This window comes from Rhizobium pantanalense, assembly GCF_030182525.1.
Taxonomy (GTDB): domain Bacteria; phylum Pseudomonadota; class Alphaproteobacteria; order Rhizobiales; family Rhizobiaceae; genus Rhizobium.
Map to the genome: position 1 here is coordinate 56,941 of NZ_JAQJCH010000014.1, position 24,834 is coordinate 81,774.

A 24,834-nucleotide genomic window follows, 5' to 3' on the forward strand; every position below is an offset into this window, starting at 1 on the left:
GACTGACACAATGCGGATGATGCGAAGCCAGCCTTCGGCTATTCCGAAGGCTGGATATGCAGTAATCTGCATTTCATGCGCTTTGACCTGACCGACCTTCGCTTGTTCCTCGCCGTCGTCGATGCCGGCAGCATCACGCATGGAGCGGCCGATGTCGGGCTCTCGTTGCCGGCCGCCAGCGAGCGGCTGCGCGACATGGAGGCAAATGGCGGCGTACGGCTTCTGGAGCGCGGGCGACGGGGCGTGAGCCCGACGCCCGCCGGCGAGGCGCTGGCGCATCATGCCCGGTTGATCCAGCGGCAGCTCACGCAAATGCGCGGCGAGCTTGGCGAGCACGCAAGCGGCCTGCGCGCAACCGTCCGGCTTCTCGCCAACACCGCGGCGATTGTCGAATACCTGCCGCCGCGCCTTGCCGAATGGATGGCCAGAAAGCCGCGAACGGACATCGATCTCAAGGAGCGCCAGAGCATCGAGATTGCCCGGGCCATTTCGACTGGACTGGCCGAGATCGGCATCCTTTCTGATGCGGTCGACACCGCGGGCCTGATATTGCGGCCCTTCGCGATCGACCGGCTGGTGGTGGTGATATCTAGCGATCATGCGCTTGCAGCATCAAAGCAGACCAGCTTCACGGAAATCCTGCATGAGCATTTCATCGGACTTGCCGGCGGAGCATTGCAGGATCACATCGACGCGCAGGCCGCCCGGCTCGGCACTCGGCTGAAGATGCGGGCGCGGATGCGGACATTCGAAAGCATCTGCGAAATGGCAGGCCGTGGCATCGGCCTCGGCATCGTGCCGGAAACGGCGGCGCGGCGCTGCAGCCGATCCGCAAGAATTGCAGTCCTTCGCCTCACCGACCCATGGGCGACGCGCCGGCTTTCGATCTGCGCACGCTCCCTCGAAGAGCTTCCGTCCCCGGCGCGCGATCTTTTCGAGCATCTGGCAACGATATCACCGTAGCCTGTTGAAAAGATGCGTTGGGATCGACTAGTCTCGCCACGTGGCTGTCGGGGAGAGACGGCGCAATGGGAGATGGGTATGGAATTTCGCGACGACGAGCTTCACCGCTTCGAAGCCGAAGGGGCCGCGCCCTTGCCGCAAACCGAGGTGGAAGGCCATGTCGATCATGATGGCGCGCGTATCTGGTATGCCTCCTATGGCAGCGGCGCACCGGTGATCCTCTTGCATGGCGGGCTCGGAAACAGCGGCAATTGGGGCTACCAGGTGCCGGCGCTGATCGACGCTAGCCATCAGGTTATCGTCATAGACAGCCGCGGCCATGGCCGCAGCACCCGCGATGAGCGACCATACACGTATGAGCTCATGGCCTCCGACGTTCTCGCCGTCATGGACAGGCTGAAGATCGCAAAGGCTGTCATGGCCGGATGGAGCGACGGTGCCTGCATCGGCATGGTGCTTGGAAAAACCCATCCGGAACGGGTTTCCGGCGTCTTCTTCTTTGCCTGCAACATGGACCCGAGCGGCACCAAGGAATTCGTGGCGACGCCGATCATCGAGCGCTGCTTCTCACGCCATAAAAAGGATTACGCAGCCCTTTCCGCCACGCCGGACAAGTTCGATGCTTTCGTCGAGGCTGTCGGCCTAATGCAGCGGACGGAGCCGAACTACACGGTCAAAGATCTCACCGAGATCAATGTGCCTGTCGTCATCGTGCAGAGCGAGCACGACGAGTTCATCAAGCAGGAACATGCCGATTATCTCGTGCGGCACATTCCCGGCGCAGAACTAATTCTTCTGCCCGGCGTCAGCCATTTCGCGCCGCTGCAGCGTCCGGCACAGTTCAACGCCAGTTTGCTCGGCTTTCTTGCAACGATTTCAGCCTGACGGCAGATTCAGTTGCGCACGTCCGATCGTTCGGATAAATGATGATCATCATCTTATTTGAATTCCCGAGACCGAATCGCCGCTGACAGGCCCTTCCGCTCCGGGAGCAATTTGGCTCCAGGCAGGAGAATTTTATGACAACCACTTTGTTTTCGCCGCTTTCCATCGGTCCCTATAAGCTGGCGCATCGCATCGTCATGGCGCCTCTGACCCGCATGCGGGCGAGCCAGCCGGGCAATGTGCCCTCGGCTTTGAATGCCGAATATTATGCCCAGCGCGCCAGCGAGGGCGGGCTCATCATTTCCGAAGGCTCGCAGATTTCCCGCGCGGGACAGGGTATGCCGGCCACGCCCGGCATTCACACGCCCGAACAGATCGCCGGCTGGAAGGCCGTGACGGACGCGGTTCATTGCAAGGGCGGCAAGATCTTCCTGCAGCTCTGGCATGTCGGTCGCATCTCCCATTCCTCGCACCAGCCGGGAGGTGCTCCGCCGATCGCTCCATCCGCCATTGCCGCCAAGGGCGATGCGTTTACCGCTTCCTTCGAGCGCGTTCCCTTCGAGACGCCGCAGGCGATCGATATCGACCTGATGCCGCTTTTGATCGATGTCTACGCTGAGGCCGCCGCCAATGCCAAGCAGGCGGGCTTTGATGGCGTCGAGATCCATGGCGCCAATGGCTATCTGATCGAACAGTTCCTGCAGGCCCGCACCAACCAGCGCACCGACCAATATGGCGGCTCGATCGAGAACCGCACGCGGCTGCTGCTGGAAGTGGTTGAAGCGGTTTCCGATGTCTGGGGGTCGGAGCGCGTCGGCGTGCGCCTTTCGCCTTTCGGCATCGCCAATGATAGCGGCGAGGACGATCCCTTGCGCCTCTACGGCCATGTCATTCGCGAGCTGGACCGGCTGAACCTCGCCTATCTGCATCTGATCGAGCCGCGCGCCAGCGGTGCCGGCCAGGCTGAAGTCGACCACAAGAACGTGCCATCAGCGGCCGAATTGTTCCGGCCGGCCTGGTCCGGCACGCTGATCGCCGCCGGCAATTTCCGGCCGGATACCGCTGAAGCCGCACTTGGTGCCGGCCATGCCGATGCCATCGCCTTCGGTCGGCTGTTCATCGCCAATCCCGACCTGCCGGAGCGCATTCGTCTGGGTGCTCCCCTCAATCCCTATCATCGCCCGACCTTCTACGGCGGCGGTGCCGAGGGTTACACCGACTATCCGACGCTCGATGCCAGGGAGGCCGCCGAATGAGTACGCCAAGCGCCATCATCGTCGGCGTGGGTGCCGAGCAGGGTCTGGGTGCGGCGCTCTGCCGGCTTCTCGCTGACAAGGGCTATCATGTCGTTATTGCCGGCCGGACGGCGGCAAAGATCGATCAGGTAGCGGCTGCGATCCAGGCATCCGGCGGTAGTGCCGAGGCGATCGAAACAGATGCGACGGATGAAGCCGCGGTCGTCCGGCTGTTCGAATATGCCTTTACCGCGCGAGACGATATTGCCGCGCCGGATTTCGTGGTCTTCAACGCCGGCATCAACCGCCCGATCAGCTTTCGCGATCTGACGGCCGCACAATTCGAGGAATTCTGGCGCATCTGCTGCTTCGGCGGCTTCCTGGTCGGACGCGAGGCGGCGCGCCATCTGGCGCCGCTCGGCCGTGGCACCGTGATCTTCACCGGCGCCTCTGCCAGCCTGCGCGGCAAGGCAGGCTTCGCGCAATTCGCCGCTGCCAAGGCGGGCCTTCGAATGATCAGCCAGAGTATGGCGCGCGAGTTCGGGCCTCTCGGCCTGCACGTCGCCCACACCATCATCGATGGCGGCATTGACGGGGAGCGGCTGCGTTCGCGTCGGCCGGATGTGGATGCCGATGGGCTGCTGAACATCGATGCCATTGCCGAGAGCTACTGGCATATTCATCGCCAACATCCGTCGGCCTGGACGCAGGAACTCGATCTGCGCCCCTATAAGGAAAATTTCTGAGGCCGGCCTTGGGCCAACTCATGGCGTTGCGCTAGCAATTCCGCGACAGAGCCTTGGCGATCGCGAGGAATTTGGGGTCCTCGAAGCCGGTGCGATGCCGCATCTCGGCTTCGCCGTCCTCATCTGATGCCTCGCTCGGTATGGTGAAGGACCACGCCGACGGCCGCTTCCGGCGGCGGAAAAACTGCGCCAACCGGCCCATCACGTTCTGTTTGTCAGCCTTACCCCCACGTTCTGACGGCGGATCGACGGCATTCGGATTGCAGGGATCACCCCATCGCTCATCATAGAGATCCTTGAAGAGATAATTGGTCAGCATTGGTTGGTCTTTCTTTTTGAATCGATTCAATTTCGACTTGCACTACTTTATTGAATCGGTTCAATCGTACGCTTCGGAAATCCGGTGTCAAGCAGAATTGAACCGATACAACTTCATTGCTAGTATCCGCCGAAAACAATTGGAGGATTTCATCATTGGCCAAAGGCACCATCAGACTCGCGGACGTCGCCAAGGCGGCAGGCGTATCACAGGGAACCGCCTCCAATGTTTTCAGCCGGCCGGAAGTGGTGCGTGAAGAGGTGCGCGAGCATGTGCTCGAGACGGCCAAGCAGCTTGGCTATGCCGGGCCGAGCCTGACGGGCCGGCTGCTGCGGGCCGGAAAGGTCAATGCCATCGGCGTCGCCGTCGTCGAGCCGCTTTCCTATTTCTTCAACGATCCCTGGGCCAGGGCGCTCCTGGCCGCTGTGTCCCAGGTCTGCGATGCCAGCGGCACAGGTCTCGCCCTGGTCTCGGCCAAGGATCGGCACAAGCTCGACTGGAACATCAAGAGCGCGCTGGTCGACGGCTTCATTCTGCTCTGCGTGGAAGGCGGCGAAAAGCTGGTTCAGTTGACGCGCGAGCGGCAATTGCCTTTCGTCGCTCTCGCCCTGAATGACGAGGATGCGTCGATCCCCTCGATCAGCGTTGATAATCTGGGTGGTGCAGCCGTTGCGGCCCGGCATCTGGCGGAACTCGGTCATAGACGTTTCGGCGTACTCGCGACCGAACTTTCGGACGATCATGTCGGACCGGTCAGCGTTGCCGGGATCGGGCGGGCGATGTATTCCACCTCCCGCAATCGCGCGCTCGGTTACTGGCAGGCGCTCGAAGCCTTCGGCATTCCGCGCGAGGACGTACCGATCTATGAGACGCTCAACGACAAGCCGAGCGTCGAAGCCGGGCTTGACTACCTGTTTTCCGCGCCCGAGCCGCCGACGGCGATCCTTGCCATGTCTGATAACATCGCGCTTCTGGCGATTAACTGGCTGCGGGCGCGAGGCCTTTCAGTGCCGCAAGACGTCTCCGTCATCGGCTTCGACGGCGTGCCGGAAGGCGGCATGGTGGAGCCGGGCCTGACGACGATGGCCCAGCCCTTTGCCGAGATCGCGGAACGTGCGGTGCAGGCCGTTCTTCACGATGCCGTACCGGCTGAGCGCGAGATGATCGGCGTCACGCTGATCGTGCGGGGCAGCACGGCGGCTCCGAAGCGATAGGCACGCTGCCGACAAAGCTCGAGAGATTCATGGCGGCGTGAGATTCGGGGCGTCAACCCGCCTGCTGCGCGCCCTCCACGTTTGCGGCCCGCATCTCGATGAGCTGCCGGGCAGCAGCGGCAGCGGCGTCCTTGTCGCTTGCCACCTGCACGGTGGGGAAGGCGAACTGGATGCCGTTTTCGTCGAAGGACTGCTTGATCAAGGCCAGCGCACTGCGGCGAATGACGGAGAGTTCGTCGGGCTTGGCGGTGATTGCCAGCCTGATCTCGATCGCGAAATCGCCGAACTGCTCGACGCCCTTCATCTTCAGCGTCTGAATGATGCTCGGCTTCAGATCCTCGTCTTCGAGCAGGCGCTGGCCAATATCCTTGATAATACGCTTCAGCTTCACGAGATCCGTATCGTAGGTGACCTTGACGATGATCTTATCGATTGCCCAGTCGCGGTTCATGTTGTTGACTGCGCCGAGCGAGCCGAAGGGGATCGTCGCCAGCGGGCCACGCTGGTGGCGCAGCTTGACCGAACGCAAGCTGAAGGATTCCACCACGCCCTTGTAATGGCCGCTTTCGATATATTCGCCGATACGGAAGGCATCGTCCCAGAGATAGAAGATGCCGCTGATGACATCCTTGACGATGGTCTGTGCGCCGAAGCCGACCGCGACGCCGACAACGCCGGCGCCCGCGATCAGCGGCCCGATCTGAACGCCGAGGCCCGACAGCACCATCATGACCGCAATGATGCCGATGACGACCGCAAGAATGTTGCGGAAGATCGGCAACAGCGTCTGCAGCCGGGCACGGCTCGCCCTGATCTCGTCGGATTCGCCTGCGGCCGGCAAAGATTGCATGACTTTGCCGTCGATATAGGTTTTTGCCAGCTGCCAGACGAGATCGGCAACCAGGAGGATGATGATGCCGCCGAGAATGCCGCGAGCGATGCGGCCGACATTCGATTCGCTGCCGCTCATCATCGCATGCGCCTCGACCCCCAGCATGTGGCCGAGCCATAAAGCCGCAAAGGTAATGATCAGCGCCCGCAAGCCGCGGTCGAGCAATACGGCCGCGATCTTGCCGGTGCCGAAAATGCCGTCGGCTGCATCATGCAGAGCTTCGATCGCCTTCGTCGATACCGAGAGGACGCGCGGCAGCAATATCGCATAGATACCGATCCACAAGAGGCCGTCGAAGCCGGCCACCCAGAGACACCAGAGCGCCGCAAAGAAAATCGCCAGCAGCCAGGAAACCGTTTTCGCCCCCCGCTTTTCCGGCGGAAGCGGCCTGGACCACACGGCAGCCGTGGCGATCAGAAACAGACCAATGCCGAGGGTGTAGCCGATGAGGTCTCGTGCGCCTGCAGAAAAGTCCAGTGACGTGACGGCCTGTATGATCGCCCAGCCGCAGGCAAAATAGATGGCAAACAGCATGCAGCGCCGATACCAGTAGGAGGCCACGCGCCGCCGTTCGGCGATGCGGGCGACACCGCCGTCCTCATCCAGAACGTCGTTGGCGCGACGCATCGCGATCAATTCCATGACAAGCTTGCCGATGGAGATCGCCAGCCTGATCGACACCATCGCAATGACGCAGGCGATGGCAAAATTTTCAATGGCTGGCGGCCAGTCGAAGGCAAGAAGCGGAACGAGCGTCACCAGGCCATGGATGATGGCGGGCACGACGCCCCCCAGAAACTGGAAGCGCGCTGCCTGCAGTTCCGTCTCGGTACCGGCAGCCCTCTCGGTGCGCTGCATATGCCTGGTGTTGATGACGCGGGCAACGGCGAGTTCGGCCACCAACCCGAGGAAGAACAGGAGGACGATCTGAACGATGATGCGCACGAGGCCGACCGACTTGCCTTCGCCTTCCAGCTTTTCCGATGCGGTCATGACCTCGTAGGGCAATGTCATCGCAGCGCCGGAGACCAGCTCAAGGTGGCGCCGCGTATGGCCGAGCATGCCTGATAGAACCGACATCTGGCTGCCGTCGGCCGGCGTCGGATCACTGATGGTTGCGGGTTTATCGCCGGCGGGTGTGGGTTGACTATTGAGCTGCGCGGTAAGCCATTGCCTGACATCCGGCTCGTTCATCAGCTGGATCAGCTCGCGAACCTTGTCGGGCGGCGGGGCGGCCGGCTGTGGGGCAGCGGCATTCTGCGCGAACGCCGCCATAGGTGCAGCCAATGCAAAAAGACAAAAAAACAGACCTCCGATCGTCCACCTGCCGCCCCCGACATTCCTCATTTGCGCTGCCCTTCCCGCAATCTGACCATCCGGCCCGCACCTGCAGACTATACGCGTTTTTTGTACGGGCAAGCAGGCACTTACGGCACCCACCCCCATCATGCCGCCATTGCCCCGCAACGGCTGCCGCGCTAGGTTCTACAGCAATACCGTTCAGTACTCGGGGATGCGCGTGTTCAATTTCCTGAAAAGGCTCTTCGGCAGAGGCCAGCGCGCGGAGATGCGCCCCGGCCAACCCTACCCGATGCAGGAGCCCGAGAGCGAGGCCATTGCCAAAACCCTCGATCTCAACATTCCCGACGAAGCCTTGCAGGATGAAGCAGCCTTTGCCGCCTATCTTCAAGAACGCCTGCCGTTCTTCGGCGACCTGATCCGTGTCGATTACGATCCTGCCGCCGGCAGTCTAACGCTGCACGGCCGCAACGGCGATACGATGACGAAATTCCTGAGCAATGCGCTGCTGGCGCTGCGCGAAAAGCGCGGGCCGGCGCGTGCGCAGGCGCTCCTCAACTATCTCAACATGACGGAAGCCATGGTTGACAGCGGCGAGCTCGCCAAGGTCCTGCCGGTCCTGAAAGCGCGCGATTTCGTGGAGGTTGCGCGCCAGCAGATGATGCAGGCCGTCAAGGACGAGCCCAATCCGCCGCAATTCGTCTACCTCGACGAGGCCGAAAACCTGATCAAGCTCTTCGTCGTCAACGGCGAAACGACGGTCAACTACGTCATGGCCGAAGCACTCGACGACTGGGGCATCGATGCCCGGGAACTCGCCGAAACGGCACAGGCCAACCTGCAGAAGTTCCTTGCCAAGACCGGCGTCCAGATCGCCAAGCGCAGCCGATTCCAATATGTCGAGGTGGACGGTCAGTTCGAATCCAGCATCGCGTTCCTGCCGAATTTCTGGGCGCAGGTGCAGGAGCAATCCGGCGGCGCCGCGCCGATCGCCGCCTTCCTGTCGCGCGACAAGGTGTTCTTTACGCATGAGAACGACATTGAAGGCCTGCAGCTTCTGGAACTGATCAGCGCAGATCTCAGCGATGTGCCCTACGTTATTTCACCGGATCAATATCGCTGGGAAAATGGCCGCTGGACGTTGTTTCGCCGCGTCGCCCGGATGGAAGCGGCCATTCGCCACTAAAAGTTTTACGCATTCCGGACGGAAAACCGCTGGGCATTTTTCCTGGGAAACGCCTTAAACCAGCACTTCCTGATCGACGCGATCTTCTGCACCGAAGAACTTCAGATAGCGCTCGACTTCCGCCGGCTCGCCCGTCGCCTTCTGAGGGTTGTCGGAGAGCTTCACGGCCGGCCGGCCGTTTGCCTCGATGACCTTGCAGACGATCGAAATAGGGTTGAGGCCCTTGAGTTCGGTCGGGGCGCAGCCGGCGAAGTCATTGGTGAGGTTAGTGCCCCAGCCAAAGCTCATGCGGACGCGGCCGTCGAAATGCTTGTAGGTGTCGATGATGGCATCGACATCAAGGCCGTCTGAGAAGATCAGCAGCTTCTGGCGCGGATCGCGGCCCATCTTCTTCCACCATTCGATAATCTTCTCGCCGCCCTCGATGGGCGGGGCGCTGTCGGGGCGGAAGCCGGTCCAGTCGGCCACCCATTCCGGCGCATTGCGCAGGAAGGAAGCCGTGCCGAAGGCATCCGGCAGCACGACGAGCAGATTGCCGCCATAGAGACGGTTCCAGTCGCGCAGCACCTTGTAGGGTGCCTTTCCGAGCTCTTCATCATTTTTCGCAAGTGCTGCAGCGACCATCGGCAGCTCATGGGCATTGGTGCCGACGGCTTCGAGATCGGAATCCATGGCCAACAGCACGTTGCTCGTGCCGGTGAAGGCGTGCGGAACGCCTTCCTTCAATGCCTCGACGCACCAGCGCTGCCAGAGGAAGCTGTGACGGCGGCGTGTCCCGAAATCGGAGATGCGTAAACCCGGCAGCTCGCGCAGCCGCTCCACCTTCTCCCACATCTTGGCCTTGGCGCGGGCATAGAGCACATCGAGCGTGAAGGGACCCAACGCCTTCAGAGCGGAGCGGGAGCGAAGCTCGTTGATGATGGCGAGCGCGGGGATTTCCCACATCGTCGTTTCCTTCCACGAGCCGTGAAAGTCGAGAATATACTGGCCGTCGCGCTTCGATAGCTCATATTCCGGCAGCTGGAAATTCGACAGCCAGGCGAGGAATTCCGGCTCGAAGATCTGGGCGCGGCCGTAGAAACTGTTACCCGCCAGCCAGATCATCTCCTTCTTGGAGAGGCGAAGCGTGCGGGCATGGTCGAGCTGCTCACGCAATTCCTTCTCGTCGATCACTTCCGCGAGGCGAACGCTCTTGGTGCGATTGATAAGCGAGAAGGTTGCATCGACATCCGGATAGAGCTTCCAGATCATCTGCAGCATGAGGAGCTTGTAGAAATCCGTGTCGATCAGGCTGCGGATGATCGGATCGAGCTTCCAGGTATGGTTATAGACGCGGGTGGCGATATCCGTCTTGGTCATGTCGTTCCTGCCCCGTCTCCTGCCCTGCGGACGTCATGCTTTTCGCCGGCGGCATGCCGGCATGCGTATGTAGCGCCTTGTTATCAAAAAATGTTGAGCGAAAGTCCAGTCGCTGAAAGAAAATTGATACCAGGGCAAATCGGTCGCATTTTGCCGGCGCCAGCCGGGGCATAAGGCCCTGACCACGGCCATCGGAAGATAGACTTAGTAACCCCGACCGCGATCTACCAGATGCTGCAGCGGTTCGCCGCGTTCGAAGCGCGCGATCTGCTCCTCGACGTGGCGCATCAATGCCTTTTCGTCAGACACGGCGGAATCATGCGGCGTGATGATGACATTTTCCAGGCTCCAAAGCGGATCGTCCGCTGCCAGCGGCTCGACGGCGAAGACATCGAGGGAGGCGCCGCCGAGAATGCCGGTGCGAACAGCCGAAGCAATATCGGCCGCAACCTGGCTCTTGCCGCGGCCGGCATTGATGAAGACCGGCTTGCCGAGCGGGCCGTTGCGATGCAGCTTGGAAAAGAGCGAGGCATTGTAGATCCCAGTCGTCTCTGCCGTCAGCGGCAGCAGACCGACGAGAATGTCGGTACGCGCCAGAAACGTATCGAGCCCACCAGCATCGAAGGTTTCCATACCGTCGATCTCTTTCCTGCTGCGGGACCAGCCGATGACGTTGAAGCCCATGACTTTCAATTTCGCGGCGGCATCGCAGCCGAGAACGCCGAGGCCCATGACGCCGACGGTGACGTCAGCAGCTTCCGGACCATGCTGCGGCGCCCATATGTGCTGTCGCTGATTCCTGAAATGTCCCTGCACATCGCGCAGGTGCATCAGACATTGCATGACCACCCATTCGCTCATCCGCGTCGTGAGACTGCGATCGACGAAGCGGACCATCGGGATGTCAGGCAGACCGGCAATCGACATCATGGAATCGACGCCGGCGCCGCCCGAGAAAATGACCTTGAGATTGGGGGCGCGCTCGAAAAGATCGGCATCCGGCTTCCACAACAGCGCGTAGTCGACATGGGAGAGGTCAGCGCCTTTATTGGCAGGATCGGCCAGATTGATGCTGCCGCGATCGGCAAAGGCCATCTCAAGCGCCTTGGCAATGGACACGGGATTGAATTTGAGATCGACGAGAACGGGGCTTTTGGCCGGCATGATGGTGGTCTCTATTGCTGGATGGCGGCGGTCGGCACCGCCTCGATATTGAACGCGGCGGCAAGCAGCGCCCTGGTGTAATCCTCTTTCGGCGCCCGGAAAATATCGGCGGATGCGCCCTGCTCGACGACCTTGCCGAAGCGCATGACGATCAGTTCGTTGGCGAGCGCCTTCACCACTTTCAGGTCGTGGCTGATGAACAGATAGGCAAGATCGTGCTTCTGCTGCAGGTCCCGCAGCAGATCGACGACCTGCGCCTGCACGCTCATGTCGAGTGCCGAGGTGGGCTCGTCGAGCATGACGAAGCGCGGCTTCAGCACCATGGCGCGAGCAATTGCGATGCGCTGGCGCTGGCCGCCAGAGAATTCATGCGGGAAGCGCCAGCGCGTGGAAGGGTCGAGGCCCACCTCCTCCAGTGCCCAGCAGACGCGTTTGTCACGCTCATCGGCAGAAAGAGACCGCTCATGTACCTTGAGCCCTTCGGCGATGATCTCGCCGACCGACATGCGCGGGCTGAGCGATCCATAAGGATCCTGGAAGACGACCTGCAGCTGGTTGCGCAGCGGCCGCATTTCGCGAAACGAATAGCCGGCTATATCCTTGCCGACGAAGGCGATACGGCCTTTGGAGGAAATAAGCCGGGCGAGCGCCAGACCGAGCGTGGTCTTGCCTGAGCCGGATTCACCGACGACACCGAGCGTCTGGCCGGCCCTGAGCTTCAGATCGATGCCGTCGACCGCTTTCACATGATCGACGACCTTGCGCATGAAGCCAGCCTTGATCGGGAACCAGACGCGAATGTCGCTGCCTTCCATGACCACGGGCTTGTTCGCATCGCTCGCCGGCGGCTCACCACGCGGCTCGGCAGCCAGCAGATGACGCGTATAGTCATGCTGCGGCCGAGTGAAGACGTCCTCCACCGTGCCGGTCTCAACGATCTTGCCCTTGGTCATCACGCAGACGCGGTCGGCGAATTTACGGACGATGCCGAGATCGTGGGTGATGAACAGCATCGACATGCCATGTGCACCCTTGAGCTCGCGCAGGAGTTCGAGGATCTGTGCCTGCACGGTGACGTCGAGCGCCGTCGTCGGCTCGTCGGCGATCAGGAGTTCGGGGCGGTTAGCGAGCGCCATGGCGATCATCACGCGCTGGCGCTGGCCACCCGACAGCTCATGCGGATAGGCCTTGAGCCGCTTTTCCGGCTCGCGGATGCCGACCTGGTTCAAGAGTTCCAGCGTGCGGCTGCGGGCGGCCTCGCCCACCATGCCCTGATGCAGCGCCAGGATCTCGCTGATCTGCCGCTCGATGGTGTGGAGCGGATTGAGCGAGGTCATCGGCTCCTGAAAGATCATGGTGATGTCGTTGCCGCGCACAGCACGCAACTCGTTGTCGGACGCCTTCAGCAGATCCCTGCCCTTGAACAGGATTTCGCCGGAAGGGTGGCTCGCGGCCGGATAGGGCAAGAGTTTCAGGATCGAATTGGCCGAGACCGATTTGCCTGAGCCGGATTCGCCGACCAGCGCCACGACTTCGCCCTTGCGGATATCGAAGGAGACGCCATCGACGGCGATCGAGGTCTGCCCGCCTTGATGAAAGGCGACGGAGAGATTGCGGACTGACAGCAGCGGAGTGGAATTTTCGCTCATCGGAACGTCTTCCTCGGATCGAAGGCGTCGCGCACGGCCTCGCCGATGAAAATCAGCAGCGACAGCATGATCGACATGGTGAAGAAGGCCGAGAGCCCCAGCCAGGGAGCCTGCAGATTGGATTTGCCCTGGGCGATCATTTCACCCAGCGACGGCGAGCCGGGCGGCATGCCGAAGCCCAGGAAATCCAATGAGGTCAGGGTGGTGATCGAACCCGACAGGATGAAAGGAACGAAGGTTAGCGTCGCCACCATCGCGTTCGGCAGCAGGTGGCGATACATGATGGTGCGGTTGTTGACGCCGAGCGCGCGGGCGGCGCGCACATATTCGAAATTGCGCGCCCGGAGGAATTCGGCGCGCACGACGCCAACGAGACCGACCCAGGAAAACAGCAGCAATATGCCGAGGAGGATGAAGAAGCCCGGCGGCAGTACCGAGGCGATGATCAGCAGGATATAAAGCACCGGCATGGACGACCAGATTTCGATGAAGCGCTGCATCAGAAGATCGGTCCAGCCGCCGAAATAGCCCTGTATCGCACCGGCGCAGACGCCGACGACAGCCGAGCAGATGGTGAGCGCCAGACCGAACAGTACCGAGACGCGGAAGCCGTAGATCAGGCGGGCAAGCACGTCTCGCGCCTGGTCATCGGTGCCGAGCCAGTTGAAATTGCTCCAGTTGCAATTCGGATCGGCAACACCGCCGGGATAGCCCGAGCAGCGCGTCTCCTTGCTCATCGCCCAGAAAGGCGGCGTCGGCGCCGACATTCCCGTGGGAAGGTTGGAATTGGCGGTCTGATAGGAATAATGGATCGGCGGCCAGATCATCCAGCCATTGGCGTTGATCTCATCCTGAATATCCGGGGCGCGGTAATCCGTCTGCGCCAGGAAACCGCCGAACTTCTCTTCCGGATAATCGACGAAGACCGGCGTCAGGATCTCGCCCTTATAGGAAATCAGGATCGGCCGGTCGTTGACGATGAATTCGGCACCTAGACTGAGCACGAACAGCACCAGGAAGATCCAGAGCGACCAGTAGCCGCGGCGGTTCGCCTTGAAGTTCTCCCAGCGGCGCACATTGGTCGGCGAGAACAATCCCTTGCGCGGCGGCTTCACCGTCGTCGGAAGACTCTGCTGATTGGCTGCATCCATCACACGTCCCTCCGCTCGAAATCGATGCGCGGATCGATCCAGGTGTAGATGAGGTCGGAGACGAGGCTGACGACGAGGCCGAGCAGCGAGAAGATGAACAGCGTCGCAAACACAACCGGATAGTCGCGCTGGACAACGGAGAGATAGCTGAGGCGCCCGAGGCCATCGAGCGAGAAGATGTTCTCGATCAAAAGCGAGCCGGTGAAGAAGGCAGAGATGAAGGCGCCGGGGAAGCCGGCAATGACGATGAGCATGGCGTTGCGGAAGACATGGCCATAGAGCACGCGCCGTTCGGAAAGGCCCTTGGCGCGGGCGGTGATGACATATTGCTTCTTGATCTCCTCGATGAAGGAATTCTTGGTGAGCAGCGTCGTGGTGGCAAATGCGGCGAGCGACAGCGAAATCAGCGGCAGCACCAGATGCCAGAGATAATCGAGGATCTTCTGCCACCAGCTGAGGTCGGCGAAATTATCCGAAACGAGGCCGCGCAGCGGGAACCAGTCGAAGAAGGAGCCGCCGGCAAAGAGCACGATCAGCATGATGCCGAACAGGAAGCTCGGGACGGCGTAGCCGACGATGATAATGCCCGAGGTCCAGACATCGAAGGTCGATCCGTCCTGCACCGCCTTGCGGATGCCGAGCGGAATGGAAATGGCGTAGGAGAAGATCAGGATCCAGATGCCGAGCGAGATCGACACCGGCAGCTTCTGGGCGATGAGGTCGATGACGGTGGTATTGCGGAAGAAGCTCTCGCCGAAATCGAAGCGGATATAGTTCCACATCATCTGGCCGAAGCGCTCGAGCGGCGGTTTGTCGAAGCCGAACTGCTTGTCGAGCTTGGCGATCAGCTCGGGATCGAGCCCCTGCGCGCCACGATATTTCGAGCTGCTGTCGTCCAGGGATTGCTGGGGCAGCATGTCGGTGCCGCCGGAAAGGCGACCGTTGGCATTATCGCCCTGCCCGGTCAGCTGCGCGATGACCTGCTCGACCGGGCCGCCCGGCGCAAACTGCACGATGGTGAAGGAAATGGCCATGATGCCGACGATGGTCGGGATCATCAGCAGGAGACGTCGCAGGATATAGGCGCCCATCAGCCCGTCGCTCCCTCAAAGAGGGGTATGTTCCGCCTCGCCTCAATCCGTCTGTCGATCAAATCATAGTCCCTTCCGCCGGATCGAGACCGGCGCAGTCATATCAGCTTGAAACTATCCGAATCAGCCCTCTGCATTTGGAGCCAGCAGGCCCGTCATTGCAAGAGAAGCTCATTTTCCGGCGCTTTTCGACCACCAGACATCGGGAAAGCCGATCGAATAATAGGGCAGCTCGGGCAGATGCTCGAATTTGTCCCAATAGGCGATCTTGTTCGTCGTTCCATAAAACAGCGGGACAACGTAGTGATGGGCGAGCAGTACGCGGTCAAGCGCCTTGGCGGCAGCGGTCTTTTCTTCGAGGGTGGCCGCAGAAACAAGCTTGCCGATCAATGCATCGACACCCGGATCGGATATGCCGGCATAGTTGCGCGAGCCTTGGCGGCTTGCCGAAGCCGAGCCCCAGTAATCGATTTGTTCGCTGCCGGGCGGCAGCGCCGTGCCCCACACGTTCCAGGTCGCATCATAGTCGAAGCTGCGGATGCGGTTGATGTATTGCGACGAATCGACCGTTCGGAGGGTTGCATCGATGCCAATGCGGCGCAGGTTCTGGACGTAGGGCAGGTTTGATCTTTCCAGCGAAGGACTGCCGAGCAGGATTTCCATCGTGAAGGGCTGGCCGGTCTTTTCGTTGACCATGCGATTGCCTTTCAACACATAACCGGCTTCCTTGAAAAGCTCGATCGCCTTGCGCAGATTGTCGCGCGCCTTCTGCGGGTCACCGCTGACCGGATTGGCATAGGGTGTAGTGAAGACTTCGGGCGGTACCTTATCCTTAACGCTGTTGAGAATATTCAATTCCTCGCCCGCCGGCAGCCCCGAAGAGGCAAGCTCGGTGCCGAAAAAGAAGGAGTTGACGCGAGTCAGCTGGCCGAAGGCAAGCGCCCGGTTCATCTCCTCGAAGTCATAGGCGTAGTTCAGCGCCTCCCGCACACGTTGGTCCTTGAACTGATCGCGCCGGAGATTGAGCACCATCGCCTGCATGATGCCGACCGAACGCAGCGAGTTGGGCAGTTCATCGCGCTTGATGCGGCCGTCTTTGGCGGCGGGAAAGTCGTATGCGGTCACCCAATGGCTTGCCGACTGGTCCCGCCAGAAATCCGTGTTTCCGCCGCGAAAGGCTTCGAATTCCACATCCTTGTCGGCGTAGTAGGTGTAGGAAACCGCCCCGAAATTATTCTGGCCGATATTGACCGGCAGGTTCTTGCCCCAATAATCATCACGCAGTTCATATCGGATTGATGATCCCGGCTGCACGGCGACGATCTTATACGGTCCGGATCCCATGACCGGCTCGAGTGTCGTGCGTGAAATATCGCGCGCCTTTCCGTCGGCGCCGGCGCTTTCCCACCAATGTTTCGGCACGATCAGCAGTTGGCCGGCAATAAAGGGAAGTTCGCGATTGTTCTTTTCATTGAAGTAGAAGGTGACGTCCCTGTCACCCGTCTTTTCGGCTCGCGTCACGTGAGAATAGATACTGGTCGCGAGAGGGTTGAGCTCCTTGGTGCGATCGAAACTGAAAACCACGTCATCGGGGGTCACCGGTGTGCCATCGGCCCATTTCGCCTCGGTTCGCAACCGGAACGTCGCGCTCGCTATGTCATCGGGATAGGAGACCCCCTCGGCAAGCAAGCCGTAGGAGGTGGCAACCTCGTCATTGGACGATTTCATCAGAGTATCAAAAACCATTGACAATCCGCTGGCGGGGTTGCCCTTAAACAGCACCGGATTGAGCGTGTCGAACGTACCCTCGTCCGACAGCTTCAGCTCACCGCCCTTCGGCGCATCCGGATTGACATAATCGAAATGCTTGAAGCCGGGTTGATATTTCAAGTCGCCAAGAATGGCCGTGCCGATACGGAATTGCGGCTCTTCGGCTTTCGTGGCTAGAGGCATTGCCAGCAGGCAAAAAAGAGAAACGACCAAGCCTGCTTTCAACCGCGACAACGCCATTCATGATCTCCCGATGATTTCTGGAGAATCAGCATAAGGCAAATGAGGGCAAAAAACAGGACGCAATAACTCACCTCTTCTTAAAGACGCCGAAGACGGTCTCCGGGATTCAACCCTTTACCGCAGCTTCTTCAAGGCGTTTGCGCAGCATCAGCCGCAATTCGCCGGCGACGCGGCGATCCTCGGCAGCATCAGGCTCGGCGGCGACGGCGACGACGATGCGAAGCAGTTCGAGCACGATACCCGACATCAGCGCGATATCGTCCGATATCGGCGGCTGTGCCTGCCGCAGGACGCCGGCGATCAGCTCCTTCAGCTCTGCCCGTGAGCGCGCCTTGCGCTCCTTGGGAATATCGCGGCGACCGGCCAATACCGAAAACTCCGGATATTCCTCCATGAAAGCACCGAGCGCATGGAAGATCGCCTCGCCGCTATCGGCCGCGGAAAGGCCGGTGCTCCGCTCTGCCATGCCCCGAAGCCCGGCCTTCAATCGCTCCAGGCGTTCGATATGCAGTGCTTCGGCAAGCAGGGGCTTGGTCGGAAAGAACTGATAGAGCGAACCGATGGAGGAATTTGCCTCGGCCGCAATCTCCGTCATCGTTGCCGCCTCATAGCCCTTGCGCGCGAAAACCTTTGCGGCCGCCTCCAGCAGTATGACGACGCGATCATGACCGCGCTGCCGCTTCGGCGTGCGCGTCTTCAATTCTTCACTTGATTTTTGTGAGGCCATCCTCATATTTCCATTGTGAGGATATCCTCATGTTTTATGGAGCTACCGCCCGATGTCACTTTACGACCCCAAAACCACCGCTCTCGTTTCCATCGACCTGCAAGGCCTCGTCCTCAGCCGGCCGCTCGCGCCCTACTCCGCCCAGCAGATCGTCACCAATACGGTCGCCATCGCAAACAAATTGAAGGCCGATGGCGGAACGACCGTTTTCGTGACGGTCGGATTTTCCGCAGACTATGCCGATGCTGTCAATCAGCCGACAGACGAAAGCTTTGCGCTTCCCCCAGGAGGTTTGCCGCCGGCCGCGCTCGAAGCTCCGGCCGAGATGGCCGCGCTGACGCCCGATGTCGCCATCGTCAAGCGCCAGTGGAGCGCCTTCTACGGCACGGAACTCGATCTGCAGCTGCGCCGCCGCGGCATCAAAACGCTGATCGTGACCGGCGTCGCCACCAATTTCGGTGTCGAAGCAACCGTGCGCGATGCCTTCGCGGCAAACTATGCCGTCATTGTCGCCGAAGATGCGGTGACGACCTTCTCGCAGGACATGCAGGATTTCGCCTGCACGAAGGTCTTGCCGCGGCTGTCGCGCATTCGCAAAACTGGGGAAATCCTGGCGAACTGATCCCTCCGAAGCAAAGGTCTATGCAGGAAAAGGTGGTCGGCCGGTAGCCACCGGCGATTGCCGCGGATTCACTTCCATCCCGTTTCAGGATAATCTCGCGGCAAATCACTTCGGCATCAGCCGACCGCCTTCAAGGATTTGCATGGCTTCACTTCCGGCTCGCGCCTTTCGAACGATCGGCAAACTTTCCCTAGCCACCTCGATCGGGATGGGCCTTGTCGCCGGCGATGTGCTGGCGCAGCAGGCAACACCTTCGCCCGGCAGCGCAAAAGCGGTCTTCGGCGCCGTGACGCTGCCGACGCAGGGGGCGCCGCAATCAATCGGCTTCTATGCCAAGGGGTGCCTCGCCGGTGCAGTCGCCCTGCCTACTGACGGCCCGACCTGGCAGGCGATGCGCCTGTCGCGCAATCGCCGCTGGGGCCGGCCTGAAACGATCGGCCTGCTTGAGCGCCTGTCGCGCGACGCGGCCAAGAATGACGGCTGGCCGGGTCTGCTCGTCGGCGATATCTCGCAGCCGCGCGGCGGCCCGATGATCAACGGTCACGCCTCGCACCAGATCGGCCTCGATGCCGACGTTTGGCTGACGCCTATGCCGCGGCACAAGATGACGGCGGAGGAGCGCGAAGCTTTGCCGTTCACCACCATGCTCGCCAAGGACAAGTTCCTGACGATCAATGACAAGGTCTGGACGCCGGCGCATGCGCGCCTGCTCATGCGGGCGGCGAGCTATCCGGAGGTCGAGCGCATCTTCGTCAATCCGGCGATCAAGAAGAAGATGTGCGAGACCTGGACGGGTGACCGCACCAATCTCGGCAAGCTGCGGCCGGAATACGGGCATGACTCGCATTTCCATATCCGCCTCCGCTGCCCATCCGGCTCTGTCGGCTGCACGGGGCAGGCGCCGGTCGCCGCGGGCGACGGCTGCGACAAGACACTTGCCTGGTGGTTCGGACCCGAGCCCTGGGCCAAGCCGAAGCCCAGCACAAAGCCGCCGGTCAAGCCGCGCGAGGTCATGGTCGCCGATCTGCCCAAGGCCTGCCAGGCCGTATTGGCAGCGCCTTCGATTGCTTCCGCACGGCCCGCCGCCGCCGGCGCCAAAACAGCCGGCGTTTCGGCGGAGACGGACGCTATGCCGGTTTCTGGCGATACGCCGCCGGGTCAGATCCCGCCGCAATAAGACCCAGACTATCCTTGCTGAGGCAGTCTTTCAAAACTCGCCCCCTTGGTATAGAAGGCGGGGTAAATCGATTGAAAACATCGAGCGGAGCAAGGATTTCATGGCCGGCAGCAAATGCATCGCATTGATCGCGCATGATCAGAAAAAAGATGCGATGGCGGAGTTCGCACGGCGCAATCAGGCCGCCCTTGCCGATTGGAATATCGTTGCGACCGGCACGACGGGCGGCCGCGTACTGGATGCCTGCCCGGAGCTCAAGGTCACTCCATTGAAAAGCGGGCCGCTCGGCGGCGACCAGCAGATCGGCGCGCTTATCGCCACCGGCGAGATCGATATGCTCGTCTTTTTCATCGATCCCCTCACCCCCATGCCGCACGACGTCGACGTGAAGGCATTGACGCGGCTTGCCGTTCTCTACGACATTCCGATGGCGCTCAACGAATCCACTGCCGAGCGGCTGATCAAAACACTGAACCATTAATCCGCCTTGCCGGCGGCAGACCACGGACCTGGCCATGCCCGAGCTCAATCATAGCGATGCCCCCCTGCCTTTCCCAATCCTGATCGGCGACATCGGCGGCACCAATGCGCGTTTTTCCATCCTCGTCGATGCGGACTCCGAACAGGAACATTTTCCGGTCGTGCAGACGGCGAATTTCGCCACGATCGACGATGCGATCAAACTCGCCCTTGAAAACAGCAAGGTCCGACCCCGCTCGGCAATTCTCGCCATGGCAGGTCCCGTGCAGGGTGACGAGATTCCGCTGACCAATTGCGATTGGGTGATCCGTCCGAAGACGATGATCGCCAATCTTGGCATCGAGGACGTGCTCGTCATCAATGATTTCGAGGCGCAGGCGCTCGCGATCGCCGAGATTACCGACGAGCATCGCCAAACCATCGGCAAGGCATCCGGGACCATGATTGCATCGCGCGCCGTACTCGGGCCGGGCACCGGTCTTGGCGTCGGCGGTCTCGTCCATACCCAGCATCAATGGGTGCCGGTGCCAGGCGAAGGCGGCCATATCGATCTGGGGCCGCGCACGGAACGCGACCTGCAGATCTGGCCGCATCTGGAGCCGATCGAAGGCCGCATCTCGGCCGAACAGGTGATCTGCGGCCGCGGCCTCCAGAATATTTATCATGCCATCTGCGCAGCCGACGGCATCGAGCCTGGCCTGAAGGAGCCGGCCGACATCACCAACCATGCGCTTGCCGGCACCAACAAGCAGGCCGAGGAGACGCTGACGCTGTTCGTCACCTATCTCGGCCGCGTTGCCGGCGATATCGCCATGATCTTCATGGCGCGCGGCGGCGTCTATCTCTCGGGTGGCATTCCGCAGAAGATCCTGCCGGCGCTGCAGAAGCCGGAATTCCGCGCCGCCTTCGAGGACAAGGCGCCGCATACGGAGCTGATGAAGACGATCCCGACCCATGTGGTCGTCAATCCGCTGGCAGCGCTTTCCGGCCTGGCAACCTATGCCCGCAAGCCGACAAACTTCGGCCTTGCGACAGAAGGACGTCGCTGGCGGCGTTAACCGCTTGCCAAACAGCTCATGGCGCGCCGGAACATCCGATGCGTCATGCCTTTTTGCAGGGGCCGCCTTCCTCTATAATGGGCTCGGCTCCTTGATCGGCCTTAACCAGCGCGGCAAGGCATGTCTAGCCAAAGCCGTGCTAACTCTTTAATAGAGCCGCGAAAGCACGTGCCAGATGCGGCTCGCTTGGTTCAAGACAGGAAGCCGATTATTGAAATTGCCTGACCCGAAAAGCAAAAACGTCGACAGCGAAGCCATCACCGGCATGCTGAAGCGCATTATCGCCGAGAACGGCCGCGATCACATTCGCGGCTACGCCATCGCGATTACCTGCCTGATCCTCGTTGCGCTTTCGACTGCTTACATCGGCTACATCGTCAAATCGGTCATCGACAGCGCCTTCATCGCCCGCGATATCGTCGATGCCTGGAAAATCTGCTTCAGCATTTTCCTCGTTTTCGTGGTGCGCGGCTTTGCCGGATATTTCCAGTCGGTCATTCTGTCGAAGATCGGCAACAACATCATCGCCCGCTATCAGCGCCGCCTCTATTCGCATCTGATGACGCTGTCGGTCGGCTTTTTCAACGAAGCGCGCTCCGCGCAGCTCGCTGCCCGCATCAGCCAGAACGTCTCGGGCATCCGCGACGTCATGAACCTGACGATCACCTCGACGGCGCGCGACCTTCTGACCTTCGTCGCCCTGCTCTGCGTCATGGTCTTTCAGGATCCGGTGCTCAGCATTGCATTCGTCGTCATCGCGCCGCCGCTCTTCTTTGCGCTACGCTATATTTCCAAGCGCCTGCGCGCCGCCACGCGCGATGCGGTGGTCCTGAACAGCCATGTGCTCGGCGCGATGCAGGAGACCATTCAAGGCGTTTCCATCGTCAAGGCCTTCACGATGGAGGAGGAGCTCGAGCGCAAGATCAACAAGCTGATCACCGCTGCGGAGCACCGGCAGAACCGCATCGCCCGCCTTTCGGAGCGTAACGGACCGCTGATCGAGACCGTCGCCGGCTTCGCGATCGCCAGCCTTTTCGCCTATGCCGCCTACCGGTCGATCTACGACAATGTCTCGCCGGGCGTGTTCTTCTCCTTCGCCACTTCGCTGCTCCTCGCCTATGATCCGGCGCGCCGCCTCGCCAAGCTGCAGGTGCAGCTGGAGCGCGCGGTCGTCAATGCGCGGATGATCTACGAGCTGCTCGACATGGAGCCGCGCCAGCGCGACCTGCCGGATGCAAAGCCGCTTAAAGTCACCGACGCCCGCATCGAGTTCCGCGACGTGCATTTCGCCTATGGCGACGAAGCGGTCCTATCAGGCGTCAATTTCACAGCCGAGGGCGGGCAGACGACCGCGCTCGTCGGCCCTTCCGGCGCCGGCAAGTCTACCGTCATCAATCTCATTCCGCGCTTCTACGATCCGAAGGCCGGCAGCATCTTCATTGACGAGCAGGACATCGCGCATGTGACGAAACAATCGCTGCGGGAACAGCTCGCCTATGTCTCGCAGCAGCCCTATCTCTTCGAAGGCACGATCCGCGACAATATCCGCTACGGGCGCCCGAACGCGACGGACGCCGAGATCGAGGAAGCGGCGCGCCTTGCCTATGCCCATGATTTCATCGAGGCGCAGCCGATGGGCTATGATACGCCCGTCGGTGAAAACGGTGTGACGCTCTCAGGCGGCCAGCGCCAGCGCCTGTCGATCGCCCGCGCGCTGGTGCGCAATGCGCCGATCCTGCTTCTGGACGAGGCGACCTCGGCGCTCGATACGGAATCCGAAGCCGCCGTGCAGAAGGCTCTGGAAGAAGCGATGAGCGGCCGCACGGTCGTCGTCATCGCACACCGCCTGTCGACGGTTGTCCGCGCCGAGAAGATCGTCGTCATGCAGAACGGCCGTGTTGTCGAAGAAGGCAATCATGAGACGCTTGCGACATCAGACAATGGCCTCTACGCTCGGCTCAACAACCTGCAGCTACCGGCGATTTCAAGCAATTCCCGCAAATAGACGATAGAGACGACATGAGCGACGATGCGATGAAGCTGGTGGTGGTTGGCGCGGCAGGCCGCATGGGACAAGCTCTCATCCGCATCATCCACGCGACCGAGGGTGTAGTCCTGCACGCTGCCGTCGCCCGCCCCGACTCCGCCTTCATCGGCAAGGATGCCGGCGAGATCGCCGGGCTTGGACCGATCGGCGTTCCCGTCACCGACGATCCGCTTTCCGCTTTCCTTCATGCCGAAGGCGTTATCGATTTCACGACGCCGGCAACCAGCGTCACTTTTGCAGGGCTTGCCGCGCAGGCGCGCATCGTCCACATCATCGGCACGACCGGATGTTCGGATGAGGATGAGGCGAAGTTCAAGGCCGCCGCGCGCCATGCCCGCATCGTCAAATCGGGCAATATGGGCCTCGGCATCAACCTTCTGAGCGTGCTCGTCGAACAGGCGGCGCGGGCACTCCCCTCGAATGACTGGGATATCGAGGTGCTGGAGATGCATCATCGCCACAAGGTCGATGCCCCCTCGGGCACGGCACTCCTGCTCGGCCAGGCAGCGGCGAAGGGCCGCGGCATCGATCTCAACGACAATTCCGTTCGCGTTCGCGACGGCCATACCGGTGCGCGTCCCGCCGGCACGATCGGCTTTGCAACCCTGCGCGGCGGCGGCGTGGTCGGCGATCATTCGGTGATCTTCGCCAGCGAAAGCGAACGGCTGACGCTGTCGCACAATGCCGGCGACCGGTCGCTGTTTGCCCGCGGCGCGCTGCAGGCCGCGCTTTGGGCGCGCGACAAGAAACCCGGTCTCTATTCCATGCTCGATGTCCTCGGGCTCTCCACACGTTGATCCGAACCTGGAGCGGTTCGGCAGGAAACTGCCGAACCGCTCCATCCTTTTATTGTCTCGCAATTCCGGACGGAAAACCGCTACACACTTTTCTTGGAATTGCTTCATCAGGGAGAAATATTATGAGCGGTACTCTCGTCCTCGTTCGCCATGGCCAGAGCGACTGGAATTTGAAGAATCTCTTCACCGGCTGGAAGGATCCCGATCTGACGGCGCTTGGCGTCGAAGAAGCCAAGACCGGCGGCAAGGCTCTGGCCGATTATGGCATCAAGTACGACATCGCCTTCACCTCGGCCCTGACGCGTGCCCAGCACACGTTGAAGATCATCCTGGATGAAATCGGCCAGCCCGGCCTCGAAACGATTAGGGATCAGGCGCTGAACGAGCGCGACTATGGCGATCTCTCCGGCCTCAACAAGGATGACGCCCGCGCCAAGTGGGGCGAAGAGCAGGTTCACATCTGGCGCCGCTCCTACGACGTCCCGCCGCCCGGTGGCGAAAGCCTGCGCGATACGGGTGCCCGCGTCTGGCCCTATTACCTCACCGAAATCCTGCCGCGCGTGCTTGCCGGCCAGAACGTGCTGGTCGCGGCGCACGGCAATTCGCTGCGCTCGCTCGTCATGGTTCTCGATCGCCTGAGCAAGGCGCAGATCCTGGAGCTCAACCTCGCGACCGGCGTGCCGATGGTCTACAAGCTCAAGGCCGATTCCACCGTCGCCTCGAAAGAAGTCCTCGGCGACATGTCCGGCGCGCATTGAGC

General features: G+C 61.1%; 22 protein-coding genes. 13 read left to right on the top strand and 9 right to left on the bottom strand.

Features of this window, described 5'->3' with window-relative positions:
* The first annotated feature begins 75 nt into the window (after positions 1-75).
* The 4 genes from PH558_RS29045 (at position 76) to PH558_RS29060 (ending at position 3,829) form a co-directional block, all read left to right on the top strand.
* Positions 76-963, top strand: coding sequence for a LysR family transcriptional regulator (locus tag PH558_RS29045; RefSeq protein WP_285207950.1), 888 nt, complete (start codon positions 76-78; stop codon positions 961-963).
* Between the two features lie 78 nt (positions 964-1,041).
* Entirely contained in the window at positions 1,042-1,848 is an 807-nt protein-coding gene (locus tag PH558_RS29050; protein ID WP_285207951.1) for an alpha/beta fold hydrolase, read from the top strand.
* 134 nt (positions 1,849-1,982) lie between these two features.
* The gene (locus PH558_RS29055; protein ID WP_285207952.1) at positions 1,983-3,104 is read left to right on the top strand and encodes an alkene reductase; all 1,122 of its coding nucleotides are present in this window, start codon (positions 1,983-1,985) and stop codon (positions 3,102-3,104) included.
* Positions 3,101-3,829 (top strand): SDR family NAD(P)-dependent oxidoreductase, encoded by a 729-nt coding sequence (locus tag PH558_RS29060; RefSeq protein WP_113410028.1) that lies wholly within the window; start codon positions 3,101-3,103, stop codon positions 3,827-3,829. The genes PH558_RS29055 and PH558_RS29060 overlap by 4 nt, the downstream gene beginning before the upstream one ends.
* 31 nt (positions 3,830-3,860) lie before the next feature.
* Here the strand turns inward: PH558_RS29060 and PH558_RS29065 are convergent, their stop codons facing one another.
* Positions 3,861-4,148, bottom strand: a complete 288-nt coding sequence (locus PH558_RS29065; RefSeq protein ID WP_095433595.1) for a hypothetical protein — start codon at positions 4,146-4,148, stop codon at positions 3,861-3,863.
* Positions 4,149-4,303: 155 nt separating this feature from the next.
* On the opposite strand from PH558_RS29065, the gene PH558_RS29070 reads away from it, so the two are divergent.
* Entirely contained in the window at positions 4,304-5,362 is a 1,059-nt protein-coding gene (locus PH558_RS29070; protein WP_285207953.1) for a LacI family DNA-binding transcriptional regulator, read from the top strand.
* 52 nt (positions 5,363-5,414) lie between these two features.
* Here PH558_RS29070 and PH558_RS29075 read toward each other — a convergent pair whose 3' ends face one another.
* Positions 5,415-7,601: a mechanosensitive ion channel family protein gene (locus tag PH558_RS29075; RefSeq protein WP_285207954.1), complete on the bottom strand. Its 2,187-nt coding sequence runs from the start codon at positions 7,599-7,601 to the stop codon at positions 5,415-5,417.
* A gap of 166 nt (positions 7,602-7,767) precedes the next feature.
* Here PH558_RS29075 and PH558_RS29080 point away from each other — a divergent pair, with 166 nt between their 5' ends.
* Positions 7,768-8,739 carry a DUF1444 domain-containing protein gene (locus tag PH558_RS29080; RefSeq protein WP_285207955.1) on the top strand — a complete coding sequence of 324 codons (972 nt, stop codon included), beginning with the start codon at positions 7,768-7,770 and terminating at the stop codon, positions 8,737-8,739.
* A gap of 54 nt (positions 8,740-8,793) precedes the next feature.
* Here PH558_RS29080 and pncB read toward each other — a convergent pair whose 3' ends face one another.
* The 7 genes from pncB to PH558_RS29115 all read right to left on the bottom strand — a co-directional run bounded on the left by pncB (position 8,794) and on the right by PH558_RS29115 (position 17,893).
* On the bottom strand, positions 8,794-10,098 hold the full coding sequence (gene pncB, locus PH558_RS29085; RefSeq protein ID WP_113351483.1) for a nicotinate phosphoribosyltransferase: 1,305 nt from the start codon (positions 10,096-10,098) through the stop codon (positions 8,794-8,796).
* Between the two features lie 204 nt (positions 10,099-10,302).
* Positions 10,303-11,262: a 2-hydroxyacid dehydrogenase gene (locus PH558_RS29090; RefSeq protein ID WP_285207956.1), complete on the bottom strand. Its 960-nt coding sequence runs from the start codon at positions 11,260-11,262 to the stop codon at positions 10,303-10,305.
* 11 nt (positions 11,263-11,273) lie between these two features.
* Positions 11,274-12,911, bottom strand: coding sequence for an ABC transporter ATP-binding protein (locus PH558_RS29095; protein WP_285207957.1), 1,638 nt, complete (start codon positions 12,909-12,911; stop codon positions 11,274-11,276).
* Entirely contained in the window at positions 12,908-14,062 is a 1,155-nt protein-coding gene (locus PH558_RS29100; protein WP_285207958.1) for an ABC transporter permease, read from the bottom strand. Before PH558_RS29100 ends, PH558_RS29095 begins: the two co-directional genes overlap by 4 nt.
* Entirely contained in the window at positions 14,062-15,153 is a 1,092-nt protein-coding gene (locus PH558_RS29105) for a microcin C ABC transporter permease YejB (RefSeq protein ID WP_285207959.1), read from the bottom strand. The genes PH558_RS29100 and PH558_RS29105 overlap by 1 nt, the downstream gene beginning before the upstream one ends.
* A 171-nt stretch (positions 15,154-15,324) precedes the next feature.
* Positions 15,325-17,163, bottom strand: coding sequence for an extracellular solute-binding protein (locus PH558_RS29110; RefSeq protein WP_095433587.1), 1,839 nt, complete (start codon positions 17,161-17,163; stop codon positions 15,325-15,327).
* Between the two features lie 109 nt (positions 17,164-17,272).
* Positions 17,273-17,893, bottom strand: a complete 621-nt coding sequence (locus PH558_RS29115) for a TetR/AcrR family transcriptional regulator (protein WP_285207960.1) — start codon at positions 17,891-17,893, stop codon at positions 17,273-17,275.
* Positions 17,894-17,945: 52 nt separating this feature from the next.
* Here PH558_RS29115 and PH558_RS29120 point away from each other — a divergent pair, with 52 nt between their 5' ends.
* The 7 genes from PH558_RS29120 (at position 17,946) to PH558_RS29150 (ending at position 24,832) form a co-directional block, all read left to right on the top strand.
* On the top strand, positions 17,946-18,515 hold the full coding sequence (locus tag PH558_RS29120) for an isochorismatase family protein (RefSeq protein ID WP_285207961.1): 570 nt from the start codon (positions 17,946-17,948) through the stop codon (positions 18,513-18,515).
* A 142-nt stretch (positions 18,516-18,657) separates the two neighbouring features.
* A complete protein-coding gene (gene mepA / locus PH558_RS29125; protein ID WP_285207962.1) occupies positions 18,658-19,692 on the top strand; it encodes a penicillin-insensitive murein endopeptidase in 1,035 nt (344 codons plus the stop codon).
* Positions 19,693-19,792: 100 nt separating this feature from the next.
* The gene (locus PH558_RS29130) at positions 19,793-20,173 is read left to right on the top strand and encodes a methylglyoxal synthase (protein WP_095433583.1); all 381 of its coding nucleotides are present in this window, start codon (positions 19,793-19,795) and stop codon (positions 20,171-20,173) included.
* A 34-nt stretch (positions 20,174-20,207) separates the two neighbouring features.
* The gene (locus PH558_RS29135) at positions 20,208-21,230 is read left to right on the top strand and encodes a glucokinase (protein ID WP_285207963.1); all 1,023 of its coding nucleotides are present in this window, start codon (positions 20,208-20,210) and stop codon (positions 21,228-21,230) included.
* Between the two features lie 265 nt (positions 21,231-21,495).
* On the top strand, positions 21,496-23,235 hold the full coding sequence (locus PH558_RS29140; RefSeq protein WP_483314208.1) for an ABC transporter ATP-binding protein: 1,740 nt from the start codon (positions 21,496-21,498) through the stop codon (positions 23,233-23,235).
* A gap of 14 nt (positions 23,236-23,249) precedes the next feature.
* A complete protein-coding gene (gene dapB / locus PH558_RS29145; RefSeq protein WP_285207965.1) occupies positions 23,250-24,074 on the top strand; it encodes a 4-hydroxy-tetrahydrodipicolinate reductase in 825 nt (274 codons plus the stop codon).
* A gap of 122 nt (positions 24,075-24,196) precedes the next feature.
* Entirely contained in the window at positions 24,197-24,832 is a 636-nt protein-coding gene (locus tag PH558_RS29150; protein ID WP_106996243.1) for a 2,3-bisphosphoglycerate-dependent phosphoglycerate mutase, read from the top strand.
* Positions 24,833-24,834 lie beyond the last annotated feature (2 nt).

Excerpts from the sequence above, each read along its gene's own strand:
- PH558_RS29075 (WP_285207954.1), bottom strand. The coding sequence starts at position 7,601 with ATGAGGAATGTCGGGGGCGGCAGGTGGACGATCGGAGGTCTGTTTTTT.
- PH558_RS29120 (WP_285207961.1), top strand. The coding sequence starts at position 17,946 with ATGTCACTTTACGACCCCAAAACCACCGCTCTCGTTTCCATCGACCTG.
- PH558_RS29140 (WP_483314208.1), top strand. The coding sequence starts at position 21,496 with ATGCTGAAGCGCATTATCGCCGAGAACGGCCGCGATCACATTCGCGGC.
- PH558_RS29060 (WP_113410028.1), top strand. The coding sequence starts at position 3,101 with ATGAGTACGCCAAGCGCCATCATCGTCGGCGTGGGTGCCGAGCAGGGT.
- PH558_RS29135 (WP_285207963.1), top strand. The coding sequence starts at position 20,208 with ATGCCCGAGCTCAATCATAGCGATGCCCCCCTGCCTTTCCCAATCCTG.
- PH558_RS29045 (WP_285207950.1), top strand. The coding sequence starts at position 76 with ATGCGCTTTGACCTGACCGACCTTCGCTTGTTCCTCGCCGTCGTCGAT.
- pncB (WP_113351483.1), bottom strand. The coding sequence starts at position 10,098 with ATGACCAAGACGGATATCGCCACCCGCGTCTATAACCATACCTGGAAG.
- PH558_RS29090 (WP_285207956.1), bottom strand. The coding sequence starts at position 11,262 with ATGCCGGCCAAAAGCCCCGTTCTCGTCGATCTCAAATTCAATCCCGTG.
- PH558_RS29130 (WP_095433583.1), top strand. The coding sequence starts at position 19,793 with ATGGCCGGCAGCAAATGCATCGCATTGATCGCGCATGATCAGAAAAAA.
- PH558_RS29150 (WP_106996243.1), top strand. The coding sequence starts at position 24,197 with ATGAGCGGTACTCTCGTCCTCGTTCGCCATGGCCAGAGCGACTGGAAT.
- dapB (WP_285207965.1), top strand. The coding sequence starts at position 23,250 with ATGAGCGACGATGCGATGAAGCTGGTGGTGGTTGGCGCGGCAGGCCGC.
- PH558_RS29065 (WP_095433595.1), bottom strand. The coding sequence starts at position 4,148 with ATGCTGACCAATTATCTCTTCAAGGATCTCTATGATGAGCGATGGGGT.
- PH558_RS29100 (WP_285207958.1), bottom strand. The coding sequence starts at position 14,062 with ATGGATGCAGCCAATCAGCAGAGTCTTCCGACGACGGTGAAGCCGCCG.
- PH558_RS29095 (WP_285207957.1), bottom strand. The coding sequence starts at position 12,911 with ATGAGCGAAAATTCCACTCCGCTGCTGTCAGTCCGCAATCTCTCCGTC.
- PH558_RS29055 (WP_285207952.1), top strand. The coding sequence starts at position 1,983 with ATGACAACCACTTTGTTTTCGCCGCTTTCCATCGGTCCCTATAAGCTG.
- PH558_RS29110 (WP_095433587.1), bottom strand. The coding sequence starts at position 17,163 with ATGGCGTTGTCGCGGTTGAAAGCAGGCTTGGTCGTTTCTCTTTTTTGC.
- PH558_RS29115 (WP_285207960.1), bottom strand. The coding sequence starts at position 17,893 with ATGGCCTCACAAAAATCAAGTGAAGAATTGAAGACGCGCACGCCGAAG.
- PH558_RS29050 (WP_285207951.1), top strand. The coding sequence starts at position 1,042 with ATGGAATTTCGCGACGACGAGCTTCACCGCTTCGAAGCCGAAGGGGCC.
- PH558_RS29080 (WP_285207955.1), top strand. The coding sequence starts at position 7,768 with ATGCGCGTGTTCAATTTCCTGAAAAGGCTCTTCGGCAGAGGCCAGCGC.
- PH558_RS29105 (WP_285207959.1), bottom strand. The coding sequence starts at position 15,153 with ATGGGCGCCTATATCCTGCGACGTCTCCTGCTGATGATCCCGACCATC.
- mepA (WP_285207962.1), top strand. The coding sequence starts at position 18,658 with ATGGCTTCACTTCCGGCTCGCGCCTTTCGAACGATCGGCAAACTTTCC.